14 protein-coding genes are annotated in these 14,184 nt (G+C 72.9%); 4 read left to right on the top strand and 10 right to left on the bottom strand.

Annotated elements, in window-relative coordinates; translation table 11 throughout:
• Positions 1-10: 10 nt before the first annotated feature.
• The 6 genes from ACWIF2_RS02010 to ACWIF2_RS02035 all read right to left on the bottom strand — a co-directional run bounded on the left by ACWIF2_RS02010 (position 11) and on the right by ACWIF2_RS02035 (position 5,698).
• A complete protein-coding gene (locus ACWIF2_RS02010) occupies positions 11-664 on the bottom strand; it encodes an ABC transporter ATP-binding protein (protein WP_454358073.1) in 654 nt (217 codons plus the stop codon).
• Positions 657-1,583, bottom strand: a complete 927-nt coding sequence (locus ACWIF2_RS02015) for an ABC transporter ATP-binding protein (protein WP_454358153.1) — start codon at positions 1,581-1,583, stop codon at positions 657-659. The genes ACWIF2_RS02010 and ACWIF2_RS02015 overlap by 8 nt, the downstream gene beginning before the upstream one ends.
• A 95-nt stretch (positions 1,584-1,678) precedes the next feature.
• Positions 1,679-2,575 (bottom strand): ABC transporter permease, encoded by an 897-nt coding sequence (locus tag ACWIF2_RS02020; protein WP_454358074.1) that lies wholly within the window; start codon positions 2,573-2,575, stop codon positions 1,679-1,681.
• Positions 2,565-3,533, bottom strand: a complete 969-nt coding sequence (locus tag ACWIF2_RS02025) for an ABC transporter permease (protein WP_454358075.1) — start codon at positions 3,531-3,533, stop codon at positions 2,565-2,567. The genes ACWIF2_RS02020 and ACWIF2_RS02025 overlap by 11 nt, the downstream gene beginning before the upstream one ends.
• 20 nt (positions 3,534-3,553) lie before the next feature.
• Positions 3,554-5,140, bottom strand: coding sequence for an ABC transporter substrate-binding protein (locus ACWIF2_RS02030; RefSeq protein WP_454358076.1), 1,587 nt, complete (start codon positions 5,138-5,140; stop codon positions 3,554-3,556).
• A 117-nt stretch (positions 5,141-5,257) separates the two neighbouring features.
• Positions 5,258-5,698 carry a DUF6299 family protein gene (locus tag ACWIF2_RS02035; protein ID WP_454358077.1) on the bottom strand — a complete coding sequence of 147 codons (441 nt, stop codon included), beginning with the start codon at positions 5,696-5,698 and terminating at the stop codon, positions 5,258-5,260.
• A gap of 243 nt (positions 5,699-5,941) precedes the next feature.
• Between ACWIF2_RS02035 and ACWIF2_RS02040 the strand changes: the two genes are divergently transcribed.
• Entirely contained in the window at positions 5,942-6,136 is a 195-nt protein-coding gene (locus ACWIF2_RS02040) for a DUF5999 family protein (protein ID WP_454358078.1), read from the top strand.
• A gap of 7 nt (positions 6,137-6,143) precedes the next feature.
• On the opposite strand, the gene ACWIF2_RS02045 is transcribed toward ACWIF2_RS02040, so the two are convergent.
• Both ACWIF2_RS02045 and ACWIF2_RS02050 read right to left on the bottom strand, forming a co-directional pair.
• A complete protein-coding gene (locus ACWIF2_RS02045) occupies positions 6,144-6,542 on the bottom strand; it encodes a RidA family protein (RefSeq protein WP_454358079.1) in 399 nt (132 codons plus the stop codon).
• The gene (locus ACWIF2_RS02050) at positions 6,539-7,678 is read right to left on the bottom strand and encodes an acyl-CoA dehydrogenase family protein (RefSeq protein WP_454358080.1); all 1,140 of its coding nucleotides are present in this window, start codon (positions 7,676-7,678) and stop codon (positions 6,539-6,541) included. Before ACWIF2_RS02050 ends, ACWIF2_RS02045 begins: the two co-directional genes overlap by 4 nt.
• Before the next feature lie 127 nt (positions 7,679-7,805).
• Between ACWIF2_RS02050 and ACWIF2_RS02055 the strand changes: the two genes are divergently transcribed.
• The 3 genes from ACWIF2_RS02055 to ACWIF2_RS02065 all read left to right on the top strand — a co-directional run bounded on the left by ACWIF2_RS02055 (position 7,806) and on the right by ACWIF2_RS02065 (position 10,904).
• Complete coding sequence (locus tag ACWIF2_RS02055; protein ID WP_454358081.1) at positions 7,806-9,428, top strand: AMP-binding protein; 1,623 nt, start codon at positions 7,806-7,808, stop codon at positions 9,426-9,428.
• 15 nt (positions 9,429-9,443) lie between these two features.
• Positions 9,444-10,256 (top strand): PaaX family transcriptional regulator, encoded by an 813-nt coding sequence (locus tag ACWIF2_RS02060; protein WP_454358082.1) that lies wholly within the window; start codon positions 9,444-9,446, stop codon positions 10,254-10,256.
• Positions 10,257-10,334: 78 nt separating this feature from the next.
• Positions 10,335-10,904 carry a cysteine hydrolase family protein gene (locus ACWIF2_RS02065; protein ID WP_454358154.1) on the top strand — a complete coding sequence of 190 codons (570 nt, stop codon included), beginning with the start codon at positions 10,335-10,337 and terminating at the stop codon, positions 10,902-10,904.
• Here the strand turns inward: ACWIF2_RS02065 and ACWIF2_RS02070 are convergent.
• Together ACWIF2_RS02070 and ACWIF2_RS02075 are read right to left on the bottom strand one after the other, a co-directional pair.
• Complete coding sequence (locus ACWIF2_RS02070) at positions 10,901-13,252, bottom strand: bifunctional salicylyl-CoA 5-hydroxylase/oxidoreductase (RefSeq protein WP_454358083.1); 2,352 nt, start codon at positions 13,250-13,252, stop codon at positions 10,901-10,903. The genes ACWIF2_RS02065 and ACWIF2_RS02070 overlap by 4 nt on opposite strands.
• Positions 13,237-14,064, bottom strand: a complete 828-nt coding sequence (locus ACWIF2_RS02075; RefSeq protein ID WP_454358084.1) for an enoyl-CoA hydratase family protein — start codon at positions 14,062-14,064, stop codon at positions 13,237-13,239. Before ACWIF2_RS02075 ends, ACWIF2_RS02070 begins: the two co-directional genes overlap by 16 nt.
• Between the last annotated feature and the right edge of the window lie 120 nt (positions 14,065-14,184).

Genomic DNA, 14,184 nt, shown 5'->3' on the forward strand with positions numbered 1-14,184 from the left:
GTAGCCCGGCTCAGGACAGGCTGTCCCAGTCGACCGTGCGGTCGCACCAGCGCCCGAGCAGCGTGCGGTCGTGGCCGACGGCCAGCAGCGCGGCACCGGTCGCGGCCCGGTAGTCCTCCACGGCCGTGACCAGGGCGGCGGCGGTGGAGGCGTCGAGCATGGCGGTCATCTCGTCGCACACCAGCAGGCGCGGGCGCAGCACGAGGGCGCGGGCGAGGCAGGCGCGTTGCAGCTGACCGTCGCTGACCTCGTGCGGCCGTCGGGCCAGCAGGTCCGGGGTGAGGCCGACGACGGGGGCCAACTCGGCCACCCGGCCGGGGATCTCCCTGCCACGGCCGGTGGCGCGCAGGGGTTCGGCGATCAGGTCGGCGAGCGGCAGCCGGGGGTCGGCGGAGAGCCTGGCCTGCTGGAAGACGACCCCGAAGGCGGTGCGCTGGGTGCGCGGGGCGCGGTGGCGCCAGTGCCGTACGGGGTCGCCGTCGAGGACGAGGGTTCCGGAGTCGGGCCGGTGCAAAAGGGCCGCGACCCGCGCCAGGGTGGACTTGCCGCAGCCGCTCGGGCCGAGCAGGCCGACGGACTCGCACGGTGCCACGGTCAGGGAGACGCCCCGGACCACCGGCGCGTTCCTGGTGTATCCGGCGGTGATGGAGCGCAGTTCAAGCACGGGCGTCCTCCGGCAGGTGCGGGTGGTGGCAGACGACCGCGCCCGGCGGCGGCGGGGCGGCACAGGTGCCGGTGGCCCGGTCGCAGCGGGTGGCGAAGGCGCAGCCGTCGGGGAGGTCGCCGAGTTCGGGCGGCATGCCGGGGATGGCCGTGAAGGCGCGGCCGGGGAGGGCCTGGAGCAGGCCGCGGCTGTAGGGGTGGCGGGGCCCGGGCGAGCCGAAGAAGTCCTCGGCGGCGGCCAGTTCGACGATCCGTCCCGCGTACATCACGGCGACCCGGTCGGCGATGCGCTCGGCGGCCGCCAGGTCATGGGTGATCATCAGCAGGCCCCGTCCCCAGCCGCCCGTCTCCCCCGGCGCGTCGACGTGCCGCCGCAGTTCGTCGACCGTACGGTCCACCAGGTCGCGGTCGAGCCCGGTGGTCGGTTCGTCGGCGAGCAGCAGGGGCGCGTCGCCGACGAGGGCGAGGGCGGTGGCGGCACGCTGGGCCAGGCCTCCGGAGAGCTGGTGGGGGTGGCGGTCCAGGTGATCCGCGGGGAACGCGGCCCGTTCGGCGGCGGCCTCGGCGGCGGCGCGCAGGGCGGCGCGTCCCCGGGTCGCGGTCAAAGCGGCGACCGTCTCCTCCAGTTGGGAGCGGACGGTGCGCACGGGGGTGAGGTGGGCGGCCGGGCTCTGCGGTACGAGGCCGATGAGCCGGCCCCGTACGGTGCGGGCGAGGGTCCGCTCGTCGGCCGCGAGCAGGTCCAGGTGGCCGAGGCGAGCCGCACCGGCGGTCTGCGCGTTGCCGGGGAGCAGGCCGAGCAGCGCGGAGGCCAGCACGGACTTGCCGCAGCCGCTCTCCCCGATCAGGGCCAGGCACTCGCCGGCCGCCACGTCGAACCGGGCGTCGGTGACGGCCGCGACACGTCGCCCGCCGGGCATGAGGAACCGCACGGAGAGGCCGCGCACCGACAGCACGGGCTCGTCTCCGGCCGGCACCGCGGCGACTTCGCCCGGGCCGGTCTCGACTCCGGTGCTCACAGCATCAGCTCCGATCGGTGACGGGGATGGATCCGCTCCCGCCAGGCTCCGGCGAGCCCTGCGATCGCGAGGGTGGGGAGGATGAGGAACAGGCCCGGGAACAGGGTCGGCCACCACTGTCCGGCGAGCAGGGAGCCGCGGGCCGTCTGGATCAGGGTGCCGAGGCTCGCCGTATGGCTGGGCAGCCCGAGTCCGAGGAAGGACAGCGCCGACTCGTGCCACATGGCGTGCGGCACCATCAGCACGGCGGCCAGGGCGGCCTGGGGCAGGACGGCGGGCAGCAGATGCCGTACCGTCACCCGCCACCGGGACGCCCCGCCGGAGACCGCGGCGTCGACGTACGGCCTCGACCGCAGGGAGAGCACCTCGGCGCGGACGATGCGCGCGGTGGACAGCCAGTGGGTGAGCGCGACGGAGACGACCACCGGCCAGACACCGGGGCGGAACATCGCGACGATGAAGATGCCGAGCAGCAGGTGCGGCACGGAGGAGAACGCGTCGACGACCCGCATCAGGGCGCGGTCGGCCCAGCCGCCGAGCGCCCCGGCGGCCGCACCGACGGCCGTGCCCACGACCGTCGCCGTCAGGGCCGCGGCCACTCCGACGAGCAGCGAGACGCGCAGGCCGTAGACGCAGCGCAGCAGCAGGTCGCGGCCGACGTCGTCGGTGCCGAAGGGGTGGGCCCAGGACGGCGGCCGGAGCTTGGCGGCGAGGTCGACGGCCTGCTGGTCGAGCTGGACCAGGGGCGGTACGAGCAGCACGGCGAGGACGGTCGCGCCCACCAGCACGGCGGAGGTGCGCACGCGCAGTGTGCGGGTGGAGCGGCGTTTCGGGCCGTGCGAGCGCCACTCGGTCTCGGCCGGGGCGGCGGGCGCCGGTGCGTCACATGTCACTGAGCTTCACCCTCGGGTCGAACAGTCCGTAGAGCAGGTCGGCGAGCAGGTTCCCGGCGAGGACGGCGGCCGTGGCCAGGGTCGTCAGGGCGGCGAGCAGCGGGAAGTCGACGGCGGTGGCCGCCTCGACGGTCGCGGCGGCGATGCCCGGCCAGCTGAAGACGCTCTCTACCAGCAGGGCCCCGGTGATGAGTTCGGGCACGCGGGAGCCGATCAGGGTGAGCACCGGCAGCACTCCGGAGCGCAGGGCGTGGCCGAGCAGGACGGTGCGTTCGCTCAGGCCGCGTGCGCGGGCGCCGCGTACCGGGTCCTCCGCCAGTGCGTCGCCGACGCCCTGGCGGACGTAGAGCGTGAACCAGGGCAGTTGGGAGACCGCGAGGACACCGGCCGGCAGGACGAGGTGGCTCGCCACCTGGCCCGCCGTGACCTGTTCGCTGGCCGTGTCCGTCAGGCCGCCCGCCGGGAGGACGTCCCACTGGAGGGCGAACAGCCAGACGGCGAGCAGGGCGATCCAGAAGACCGGGGCCGCCTCAAGCGTGTAGGCGAGGGAGGTGACGGCCCGGTCGAGGAGCGACCCGGGACGGCGGGCCGCGAGCACGCCGAGGACCGTGCCCACCAGCACGGCGGCGGCGAAGGCGACCGCGCACAGCAGCGAGGACCACACGAGCCGTTCGCCGATCACCTGGGCGACCGGCTGCCGCAGCACGCTGGAGTGGCCGAGGTCGCCGGTGAGCGCGGAGGTCAGCCACTGCCACCAGCGGGCGGCGAAGGGCTGGTCCGCGCCGAGGTTCTCGCGCAGCCGGTCCAGGGTCTGCTGGTCGGCGCCGAGCGCGGCGGTGCCGGCGTACGCCTTGACGGGGTCGAACGGGGAGGCGGCGGCGATCGCGAACACGGCGAAGGTGACGACGAGCAGGACGGGGACGGCGAACAGCGCCCGCCGCCCCGCCAGCCGTGCCATCGCTCCCCAGGGGAGTCGGTTCACTTCTTCGGCTGCCAGTCCTCGATGTTCCACCAGGGGCCGCTGGCGAAGCCGTGCTCGTGCGGTTCGAGCTGGGTGCTCAGGCCGTCCCAGCGGTCGGCCAGGACGTAGAGGTGGTCGATGTGGGTGAGGAAGGTGTAGCCGGGGTCCTGCACCAGGGCGCGCTGGAGCTTGTCGTAGGCGGCCGTGCGCTCCGCCGGGTTCTGGCTGCGGCGGCCGTTGTCGAGGGCGCGGTCCACGGCCGGGTTGTCGTAGCGGGCCATGTTGTTGAAGCCGTCGCCGGCGAGGGAGGAGTGCAGCAGGGTGTACAGGCCGAAGTCGGGGTCGCCGGTGCTGCCGAAGCCCGCGAGGACGGCGGTGTTCTTCATGCGCGGCTCGATGACCTCCCAGGTGGCGCTCTCCGCCTTCACCTCGATGCCGGCCTTCTTGGCGTCGGAGGCGTAGGCGAGGGCGTGGTCCTGGCGGACCTTGTCGCCGGAGGGGTAGAGGAGGGTGAAGGACGCCCGCTGTCCGTCCTTGGCGCGGATGCCGTCCCCGGCGGGCTTCCAGCCGGCCTCGTCCAGGATCCTCCTGGCCTCGCCGAGGTCCTGGGAGCGCTCGACGGCCTTGGTGAAGGCGGGGTCGTCGACGGGCAGCGGCCCGTAGGCCGGGCGGCCGGCGCCGTCGAGGATCTTGGCGACCATGGCCTCGCGGTCCACGGCGGCGTCGAGGGCCTGCCGGACGGCGCGGTCGCCCGTGACCTTGTTCGAGGTGGGGAGGGTGACGGCCCGGAAGTCGTAGGACCTGGCGTCGTACGTGCGCCTGCCGTCGTCGCCCTTGAACGTGGCGGCGAGGTTGGGCGGGAGGACCGCGCCGTCGAGGTCGCCGGAGCGCAGCCGGGTGGCGCGGACGTTGTCATCGGCGATGACCGCCATGGTGAAGGCGCGCACCTTGGGCTTGCCGCCCCAGTAGCGGGGGTTGGCCTTGAAGGTGAGTTTCTCGCCCTTGCTCCACTTGGAGAGGACGTACGGGCCGGTGCCGACCGGCTCGGTGTTGAAGGCGCCGGTGTCGGGGTCCTGCTCGCCGGCGATGTGCTCCGGGACGATGGGCAGCACGGTGCGGGCGGCGAAGGCGGCGTAGGGGTACTTGAGGGTGAAGACGACCTTGTCGTCGCCGCTCGCCCTGACCTCCTTGACGGCGTCCAGCTCGCTCTTGAAGGTGTTGTTGGTCTTGGCGTCGAGGACGGTCCGGTAGGTGTAGACGACGTCGGCGGCCGTCAGCGGCTCGCCGTCGCTGAACTCCACCCCGTCGCGCAGGGTGTAGGTGTAGGTGCGGCCGCCGTCGGCGACCTCGGGGAGCGCCGCCGCGAGGGCGGGCTTCAGCTTCAGGCCGGCGTCGCGGGCGAGCAGCCCGTCGAAGATCTTGGAGTTGCCGTCCTTGCCGTAGCCGAGCAGCGGGCTGAGGGTGTCCGGCTCGGAGGCCACCCCGATGACGACGGATCCGGACTTGGCGTCGCCCTCGCCGCCACTGCCGGGGGCCGAGCAGGCGGTGACCGCCGCGGCCAGCGCCGCCGTGGCGGCGGCTCCTCGTATCCGACGGGTCGACATATGACCTCACCCCGTTGTTGCTGTAGTCAAGTTCTTGCACAGGCCTCGCAATTAAACAGTCAAAGAGGGCCTCCGCGCACCACCGCGGTGCGGGAGGCCCAGGTCACCGGCCGGTACTCAGGGCCGGGTCAGGGTGATGTCCCGTCCGTGGACCGCGTGGAAGCTGGGCAGCGGCAGGCCGCTGAAGGTGCGCAGTTCCATCAGCGTGGCCTCGACGTGGGCCGCTCCGGGCGCGAGCGCGCCGGGCTTGGGCCGGCCCGTGTTGACCCAGCGGTGCTTCACGCCGTCGCACACGGCCCGGGTGCCGCCGATGCCGTAGCGGGTGGTGGAGACACCCTGGCTCACGGAGGAGCTGACGAAGACCGGGCCGATGGCGCTCCGGCAGCGGTAGGTGCCGGAGAGGGTGACGGTGCCGTCGGCGGTGATCCGGCCCACCGAGTCGACCGTCACGGCCTCGTACGGGGCCGCGGCGGACGCGGTGGCGGGTGCCGCGCCGGCACCGGTGAGCAGGAGCAGCGCGGCACCGGCCGTCGCGCCGAGCAGGGGACGTACACGCATGGGGGGAACCTCCCGAAAGGAGTGGTTTTTTGTTCCACTCGTACCCGGCGCCCGGGGCGACGCCCGGGCCCCTCACTCCTTCGGTGGCGAGCCCGCACCGACCGTCGTGGAACGGTCCGGGGAATGTCCGGGGCGTGTCACGCTTCCTGACGAGCCGTTCCGATGAGTTCGAGTCGGGAGCATGGTCTGTACGTAAGAGTCATACGAATCCTCCGGATGGCCCTACCGACGTGGAGGTGCGCCATGTGTGCCCACCAGACCCAGTGCCCCGCGACCGACTCCTCCTCGGCGCATGTCGTCGCCGCCCACCCCGAGCAGGGCTGGAGCCTGCTGTGCGACGGGGCGGTCGTCTTCGACGACACCGGCGAGCTGCTCCCGGACGGACGTGTGGTGGAGCCGCACCGGGTGACGACGCAGGGGCTGGCCGTCGCGGCCTGAGACGGCTCTACGGCAGCACCGCGAAGCCGTCGAGTTCGACCAGCGCCTCTTCGTCCCACAGCCGGACGACCTCCACGACCGCCATGGCGGGATAGTCGCGCCCGGCCGCCTCGTGCCACAGCCGCCCCAGTTCGGGTGCGTGGGCGCGGTACGCGGCGACGTCCGTGGCGTAGACCGTGACGCGGGCGAGGTCGGAGGGTGTGCCGCCGGCCGCCTTGAGAGCGGCCAGTAGGTTCGCCAGCGCCTTCGCGAACTGTTCCGGCAGGGTCCGCCCCACCACCTTGCCGTCGGCGTCGAGGGCGGTCTGGCCCGCCAGGAACACCACCCTCGACCCGGAGGCCACGACGGCGTGCGAGAAGCCCGTCGGCGGGGACAGGTCGGGCGGGTTGACGCGCTCGGTGGTCACCGGGCCTCCTGGTGGGCGTACAACTCGGCGTACAACTCCTTGGCGATGATGCCGCGTTGCACCTCGCTGGCCCCTTCGTAGACGCGCGGGGCGCGCACCTCGCGGTAGAGGTGTTCGAGCAGGTGGCCGCGTTGCAGCGCCCGGGCGCCGTGCAGCTGGACGGCCGTGTCGACGACGTACTGCGCGGTCTCGGTGGCGAGCAGTTTCGCCATGGCGGCGCGCTGGGGCACGTCCGGAGCGCCCTCGTCATAGGCGGTCGCCGCCGCGTAGACCATCAGGCGGGCCGCCTCCGTGCGCAGGGCCATCTCGGCGACCTGGTGGGAGACGGCCTGGAGGTCGCTCAGCTTGCCGCCGAAGGCGTCCCGCCCTGCCGTGTGGGCGAGGGTCGCGTCGAGAGCGGCCCTGGCCATGCCGACCGCGAAGGCGCCGACGCTGGGGCGGAACAGGTTGAGCGTGCCCATCGCGACCCGGAAACCGCGGTCCACCTCGCCGAGCACGTCCCCGGCCGTCACCGGTACGGCGTCGAAGTCGAGCGCTCCGATGGGGTGCGGGGAGAGCATGTCGAAGCCCGTGCCGGTCAGACCCGGGCGGTCGGCGGGCACCAGGAAGGCCGTGACGCCCCGGGCCCCGGCATCGGGGACGGTCCGGGCGAAGACGGTGTAGAAGTCGGCCTCGGGGGCGTTGGAGATCCAGCACTTCTCGCCGGTGAGGCGCCAGCGAGCCGGGCCGTCCCGGTCCGCTCGCAGGGCCAGCGCCGCCGCGTCCGATCCCGCTCCCGGCTCGCTCAGCGCGAACGCCGCGACCGCCGTGCCGTCGGCCACCCGGGGGAGCCATCGGGCCCGCTGGGCCTCGGTGCCGTGGGCGTGGACCGGATGGGCGCCGAGGCCCTGGAGGGCGAGGGCGGTCTCGGCCTCCGTGCAGCCGTGGGCCAGGGACTCGCGCATCAGGCACAGCTCGAGGGCGCCGGAGGTGAAGAGCCGTCCGAGCAGGCCCAGTCGGCCCAGTTCGGCGACCAGCGCCCGGTTCACATGACCCGGTTCCCCCTTCTCGGCCAGCGGGCGGAGCCGCTCGGCGGCCAGGGTGCGCAGCTCGGCACACCAGGCGAGTTGTGCCGGTTCGAGCGAGAATGCGGTCATTGCCGGTCCCTTCTCCGCCACCCTGCTTCCCGGCTGGGCCACTCCGAGGCTATCGCGGACCGTTGACTGTCGTCACCAACACGATACGCTCCAGGGGCGAGCCCACCACGCCAAGGGGGCGAACCGTATGAATCCACGGGACACGGCGCACGTCGACACCTTCGCCGGCGACCATCTGCCGCCCCCGGACCACTGGCCCGAGCTCCGCTTCGACCTGCCGGAGCTGCGCTACCCCGAACGGCTCAACTGCGCGGAGGAACTGCTCCACGGCCCTCCCGCCGACCGGCCCGCGTTCCTCACCCCCACCGGTGAGCCATGGACCTACGGCGAGCTGCGCGCCCGGGTCGACCGCATCGCGCACCTGCTCACCGGTGACCTCGGCGTCGTCCCCGGCAACCGGGTGCTGCTGCGCGGCCCCACCACACCGTGGCTCGCCGCCTGCTGGCTGGCCGTGCTGAAGGCGGGGGCCGTGGCGGTCACGGTGCTCGCCCAGCAGCGCCCGCACGAGCTGAGCACCATGTGCGAGATCGCCCGGGTCCGGCACGCGCTGTGCGACATCCGGGCCGTCGACGACCTCGCCAAGGCCGAGATCCCGGACCTGCGGATCACGACCTACGGCGGTGACGCCCCGGACGATCTGCTCAACCGGCAGGCGCCCGGCACGCCGTACGAGGCCGTCCGGACGGCGGCCGACGACGTGGCGCTGATCGCCTTCACCTCCGGCACCACCGGCCGCCCCAAGGGCTGTATGCACTTCCACCGGGACGTGCTGGCCATCGCGGACACCTTCTCCCGGCATGTGCTCAAGCCCCGCGCCGACGACGTCTTCACCGGCAGCCCGCCGCTCGGCTTCACCTTCGGGCTGGGCGGTCTTGTGGTCTTCCCGCTGCGGGCCGGGGCGAGCGCCCTGCTGCTGGAGCAGGCGGGCCCGAAGCAGCTGCTGCCCGCCATCGCCCGGCACCGGGTCTCCGTGCTGTTCACCGCGCCGACGGCGTACCGCGCGATGCTCGACGGGCTCGACGGCCACGACGTCTCGTCCCTGCGTCGTTGCGTCTCCGCAGGCGAGAACCTGCCCGCGGCCACCTGGCGGGCCTGGCACGAACGCACGGGCGTGCGCGTCATCAACGGCATCGGCGCCACCGAGCTGCTGCACATCTTCATCTCGGCGGCCGACGAACGGATCCGGCCCGGGGCGACGGGCGTCCCCGTACCGGGCTGGCACGCGCGCGTGCAGGACACGGACGGCCGACCGGTGCCCGACGGGCAGCCCGGGCTGCTCGCCGTGCGCGGACCGGTCGGCTGCCGGTATCTCGCCGACCCGCGGCAGCGGGAGTACGTACGCGGCGGCTGGAACATCACCGGCGACACCTACGTCCGCGAACCCGACGGCTACTTCCGGTACGTCGCCCGCGCCGACGACATGATCATCTCGGCCGGGTACAACATCGCGGGACCCGAGGTCGAGGACGCGCTGCTGCGCCACCCGGACGTGCTGGAGGCGGCGGTCGTGGGACGGCCCGACGAGGCGCGCGGCCAGGTCGTGGTGGCCTACGCCGTCCTCAAGGAGGGCGCGGAACGGGACGCCGGAGCACTGCGCGACTTCGTGAAGAGCGAGCTGGCCCCGTACAAGTGCCCGCGCGAGATCGTCTTCCTCGACGCGCTGCCGCGCACCGCCACCGGCAAGCTCCAACGATTCCGGCTGCGCACCGGAGGGGTCCCGGACGGCGGCACCGAAGGCGACCAGGATTGATCCGTACGACCTAAGATGATCAACGTGTCCGACCAGCATGCACCACGGTCTCTCATCGTCACGCTCTACGGCGCGTACGGCCGCTTCGTACCGGGCCCCGTGCCGGTAGCCGAACTGATCCGGCTGCTGGCCGCGGTCGGTGTGGACGCCCCGTCCGTACGCTCCTCGGTGTCGCGGCTCAAGAGACGAGGACTGCTCGTGCCCGCCCGCACCGCTCAGGGTGCCGCCGGGTACGAACTGTCACCGGACGCCAGACAGTTGCTCGACGACGGCGACCGGCGCATCTACGCCACGGCACCGCCCGAGGACGAGGGCTGGGTGCTCGCGGTGTTCTCCGTGCCGGAGTCGGAGCGGCAGAAGCGGCACGTGCTGCGCTCCCGGCTGGCCGGCCTCGGTTTCGGCACAGCCGCTCCGGGCGTGTGGATCGCGCCCGCGCGGCTCTACGAGGAGTCCCGGCACACCCTCCAGCGGCTGCGGCTGGACGGGTACGTCGACTTCTTCCGCGGCGGGCACCTCGGCTTCGCGCCGACCGCCGAGGCCGTGACCCGCTGGTGGGACCTGGCCGCCATCGCCAAGGAGCACGAGGCGTTCCTCGACCGCCACGCGCCCGTGCTGCACGGCTGGGAGAAGCGCGAGGACACCCCGCCCGAGGAGGCCTACCGCGACTATCTGCTCGCCCTGGATTCCTGGCGCCACCTCCCCTACACCGACCCCGGCCTGCCGTCCGCGCTGCTCCCCCGGGACTGGCCCGGGGAGCGCTCGTCGGCGGTGTTCCGGGCGCTGCACGAGCGGCTGCGGGACGCGGGGGCGGAATTCGTGGGGCTGTAGATCGCGTCCCCTCGTTTGGGCCCACGGGGCCACCGGGTACTCGGCAGCGCGATGAGCACCGGACGGACGGCGGAGGCCATGGAACGGCGGGCAGGTCCGACGCGGCCGGCTCTGATCGTGGTCGACATGATCAACACGTACGACCACGAGGACGCCGAGCTGCTCGTGCCGTCCGTCGAGCGGGTCGTGCCCGTCATCGCCGAGCTGATCGGCCGGGCCCGCGAGGCGGACGTGCCGGTGATCTACGCGAACGACAACTTCGGACGGTGGCGCTCGCACCACGGAGAGCTCGTGGAGAGCGCGCTGGCCCGGCCGCACGCCGACCTGATCGAGCCGATCCGACCGGACGACGAGTCGCTGTTCGTGGTGAAGGCCCGCCATTCGGTCTTCTTCGAGACTCCGCTGTCCTACCTCCTGTGGAGCCTGGACGTCGGACACGTCGTACTGACCGGCCAGGTCACCGAGCAGTGCGTCCTCTACTCGGCCCTCGACGCGCACATCCGCCATCTGGAGGTCACGGTCCCCAGGGACGCCGTCGCCTCCATCCACCCGCATCTGGCCTCCGCCGCCCTGGAGATGATGGAGCGCAACATGGGCGCCCACATCACCGCGGCGAAGGAAACCGACTTCACACCCCCCGGTGGTTAGATACTCAGCCGCGGCTTCGGCGCGTCCGTGCGGCCCGTCTGGGGCCGGCGGCTGCCCGCGCGGTACGGGGCCGGCCAGGTGACGCCCGGGCCCGTGTAGCCCTGTTCGGCCGCCGCGTGCAGGGTCCAGTGCGGGTCGTAGAGGTGCGGGCGGGCCAGGGCGCACAGATCCGTGCGGCCTGCCAGGATCAGGGAGTTGACGTCGTCCCAGGAGGAGATCGCGCCGACCGCGATCACCGGGACGCCGGTGGCACGCCGGATACGGTCCGCGAACGGCGTCTGGTACGACCGCCCGAACTCCGGCCGCTCGTCCGCCACGACCTGCCCCGTCGACACGTCGATCGCGTCGGCGCCGTGCGCGGCGAAGGCCCGGGCGATCTCGACGGCGTCCTCGCCCGTGGTCCCGCCCTCGGCCCAGTCGGTGGCGGAGATCCGCACGGTCAGGGGCCGCTCCCCCGGCCATACGTTCCGTACGGCGTCGAACACCTCCAGCGGGAAACGGAGCCGCTTCTCAGACGAGCCGCCGTAGGCGTCGGTACGCCGGTTGGTCAGCGGGGAGAGGAAACCGGAGAGCAGGTAGCCGTGGGCGCAGTGCAGTTCGAGCAGGTCGAAACCGGACCGGGCGGCACGGGAGGCGGCTGCCGTGAACTGCTCACGGATGTCGGTGAGCTGTGCGCGGGTCAGAGCGCGCGGGGTCTGGCTGTACGGCTTGTACGGCAGTGCGGAGGCGGCCACGAGGGGCCAGTTGCCCTCGTCGAGGGGCTCGTCCATGCCCTCCCACATCAGCTTCGTGGAGCCCTTGCGGCCGCTGTGGCCGAGCTGCACGCCGATCGCGGTGCCGGGCGCCCGGTCGTGCACGAAGTCGGTGATGCGCCGCCACGCCTCGGCCTGCCGGCCGGTGTAGAGGCCGGCGCAGCCGGGCGTGATCCGGCCCTCCTCGCTGACGCACACCATCTCGGTCATCACCAGCCCGGCCCCGCCCAGCGCCCGCGCGCCCAGATGGACCAGGTGGAAGTCGCCGGGGACGCCGTCGACCGCCGAGTACATGTCCATGGGCGAGACGACGACGCGGTTGCGCAGGGTCAGTCCGCGCAGCCGGAACGGGGTGAACATCGGGGGCGTGCCGGGCGGGCAGCCGAACTCGCGCTCCACCGCCTCCGTGAAGTCCGGGTCGCGCAGCCTGAGGTTGTCGTGGGTGACGCGGCGGCTGCGGGTGAGCAGGTTGAAGGCGAACTGGCGGGGCGGCTGGTCCAGGTACAGGCCGAGGTTCTCGAACCACTCCAGGCTGGCGCGGGCCGCGCGCTGCGTGGAGGCGACGACGGGCCGCCGCTCCGCCTCGTACGCGGCCAGGGCCTCCTCCAGCGAGTCCCGCTCCTCCAGGCAGGCGGCCAGGGCCAGGGCGTCCTCGACGGCGAGCTTGGTGCCGGAGCCGATGGAGAAGTGGGCGGTGTGGGCGGCGTCGCCGAGCAGGACGAGGTTGCCGTGCGACCAGCGGTCGTTGACGACCGTACGGAAGGTCGTCCATGCCGAGCTGTTGGACCGCAGGGGGCGGCCGCGGAGTGCTTCCGCGAAGATCTTGCCGCAGCGTTCGGTCGACTCGGTCTCGTCGAGCTCGTCGAAACCGGCCCGCTGCCAGACCTCCTCGCGCATCTCGATGATCACGGTGGAGGAGTCGGGGGCATAGGGGTAGCCGTGCAGCTGCATCACGCCGTGTTCGGTCTCGGCGATGTCGAAGCGGAAGGAGTCGAAGGGGAAGTCGGCGGCGAGCCAGATGTAACGGCAGTGGTGTGCCGTCACATGGGGGCGGAAGACGTCCGCGTACGTCTCGCGGGTGGTGCTGTGGATGCCGTCCGCCGCGATGACCAGGTCGTGGGTCTGCGGGAGGTCTTTCGGGGCCTCGGTGTGGAAGCGGAGGGCCACGCCGAGGTCGCGGCAGCGGGTGTGGAGGATTTCGAGGAGCCGTTTGCGGCCGAGGGCGGCGAAGCCGTGGCCTCCGGAGGTGTGGCGGGTGTTGCGGTGGGTGATGTCGATGTCGTCCCAGCGGATGAAGTCTCTTTGGAGGGCCTCGTAGACCTGGGGGTCCGCGTGTTCTATGCCGCCGAGGGTTTCGTCGGAGAGGACGACTCCGAAGCCGAAGGTGTCGTCGGGGGCGTTGCGTTCCCAGACGGTGATGTCTCGGGACGGGTCGAGGCGTTTCAGCAGGGCCGCGGCGTAGAGGCCGCCGGGGCCGCCGCCGATGATCGCCACGCGTAGGGGGTGGCTGTTGTCGTGGTGCGACTGCGGGTGCGTTGTGGCTTGTCGCGCAGTTCCCCGCGCCCCTGAGGGGGTCGCACTCACCGTCCGCTCCATTTCGGGGGGCGCTTCTCTGTGAAGGCCGCGTGGAACTCTGCGTAGTCCTCGCCTGTCATCAGGAGGGCCTGGGTCGAGGCGTCGAGTTCGACCGATGCCGCCAGGGGCATGTCCAGCTCTGCCGTGAGGAGGGCCTTGGTCTGGGCGAAGGCCAGGGCCGGGCCGTCGGCCAGGCGGTGGGCCAGTTGGTGGGCTGCCTCGTCGGCGGCGCCCTCCTCCGTCAGTTCGCTGATCAGGCCGATGCGCTCGGCCTCGGGGGCCCGGACCGGGTCGCCCAGCATCAGCAGGCGCGTCGCGTGGCCCAGGCCCACGACCCTGGGCAGGAGGTAGGCCGCGCCCATGTCGCCGCCGGAGAGGCCGACCCGGGTGAAGAGGAACGCGAAGCGGGCCGTGGGGTCGGCGACGCGGAAGTCCGCTGCCAGGGCGAGCACCGCTCCGGCGCCCGCCGCCACGCCGTGCACCGCCGCGATCACCGGGAAGGGGCACTCCCGGACGGCGCGCACCACCTGGCCGGTCATGCGGTTGAAGTCCAGGAGTCGGGCGGTGTCCATGCCGAGGGTGGCGCCGATGATCTCGTCGACGTCGCCGCCGGAGCAGAAGCCGCGCCCCTCGCCGGCCAGCACCAGGGCCCGTACGGACCGCTCCCGGGACAGCTCGGCGAGCAGGTCGCGCAGGTCGGCGTAGGCGCCGAAGGTGAGCGCGTTGAGCTTCTCGGGGCGGGCCAGGGTGACGGTGGCGACGCCGTCGGTGAGGTCGACGCGCAGGTGCTCCCAGCGGGGGGTGCGGGCGGCGGAGCCGGTGAAGGGACTCATGACGTGCGGCCTCCTCGGGCGGGCACTGTCTCACTGAGCTCTACCCCACGAAGCTATCACTCATCCGTGACTGTCGTCATGAGTGCGCGATAGACCGTCCGGGTAGGACTTCTGTGTGGA

Source organism: Streptomyces sp. NPDC055506, assembly GCF_053643595.1.

Excerpts from the sequence above, each read along its gene's own strand:
- ACWIF2_RS02015 (WP_454358153.1), bottom strand. The coding sequence starts at position 1,583 with ATGCCCGGCGGGCGACGTGTCGCGGCCGTCACCGACGCCCGGTTCGAC.
- ACWIF2_RS02025 (WP_454358075.1), bottom strand. The coding sequence starts at position 3,533 with ATGGCACGGCTGGCGGGGCGGCGGGCGCTGTTCGCCGTCCCCGTCCTG.
- ACWIF2_RS02030 (WP_454358076.1), bottom strand. The coding sequence starts at position 5,140 with ATGTCGACCCGTCGGATACGAGGAGCCGCCGCCACGGCGGCGCTGGCC.
- ACWIF2_RS02035 (WP_454358077.1), bottom strand. The coding sequence starts at position 5,698 with ATGCGTGTACGTCCCCTGCTCGGCGCGACGGCCGGTGCCGCGCTGCTC.
- ACWIF2_RS02040 (WP_454358078.1), top strand. The coding sequence starts at position 5,942 with ATGTGTGCCCACCAGACCCAGTGCCCCGCGACCGACTCCTCCTCGGCG.
- ACWIF2_RS02050 (WP_454358080.1), bottom strand. The coding sequence starts at position 7,678 with ATGACCGCATTCTCGCTCGAACCGGCACAACTCGCCTGGTGTGCCGAG.
- ACWIF2_RS02055 (WP_454358081.1), top strand. The coding sequence starts at position 7,806 with ATGAATCCACGGGACACGGCGCACGTCGACACCTTCGCCGGCGACCAT.
- ACWIF2_RS02060 (WP_454358082.1), top strand. The coding sequence starts at position 9,444 with ATGATCAACGTGTCCGACCAGCATGCACCACGGTCTCTCATCGTCACG.
- ACWIF2_RS02065 (WP_454358154.1), top strand. The coding sequence starts at position 10,335 with ATGGAACGGCGGGCAGGTCCGACGCGGCCGGCTCTGATCGTGGTCGAC.
- ACWIF2_RS02070 (WP_454358083.1), bottom strand. The coding sequence starts at position 13,252 with ATGGAGCGGACGGTGAGTGCGACCCCCTCAGGGGCGCGGGGAACTGCG.
- ACWIF2_RS02075 (WP_454358084.1), bottom strand. The coding sequence starts at position 14,064 with ATGAGTCCCTTCACCGGCTCCGCCGCCCGCACCCCCCGCTGGGAGCAC.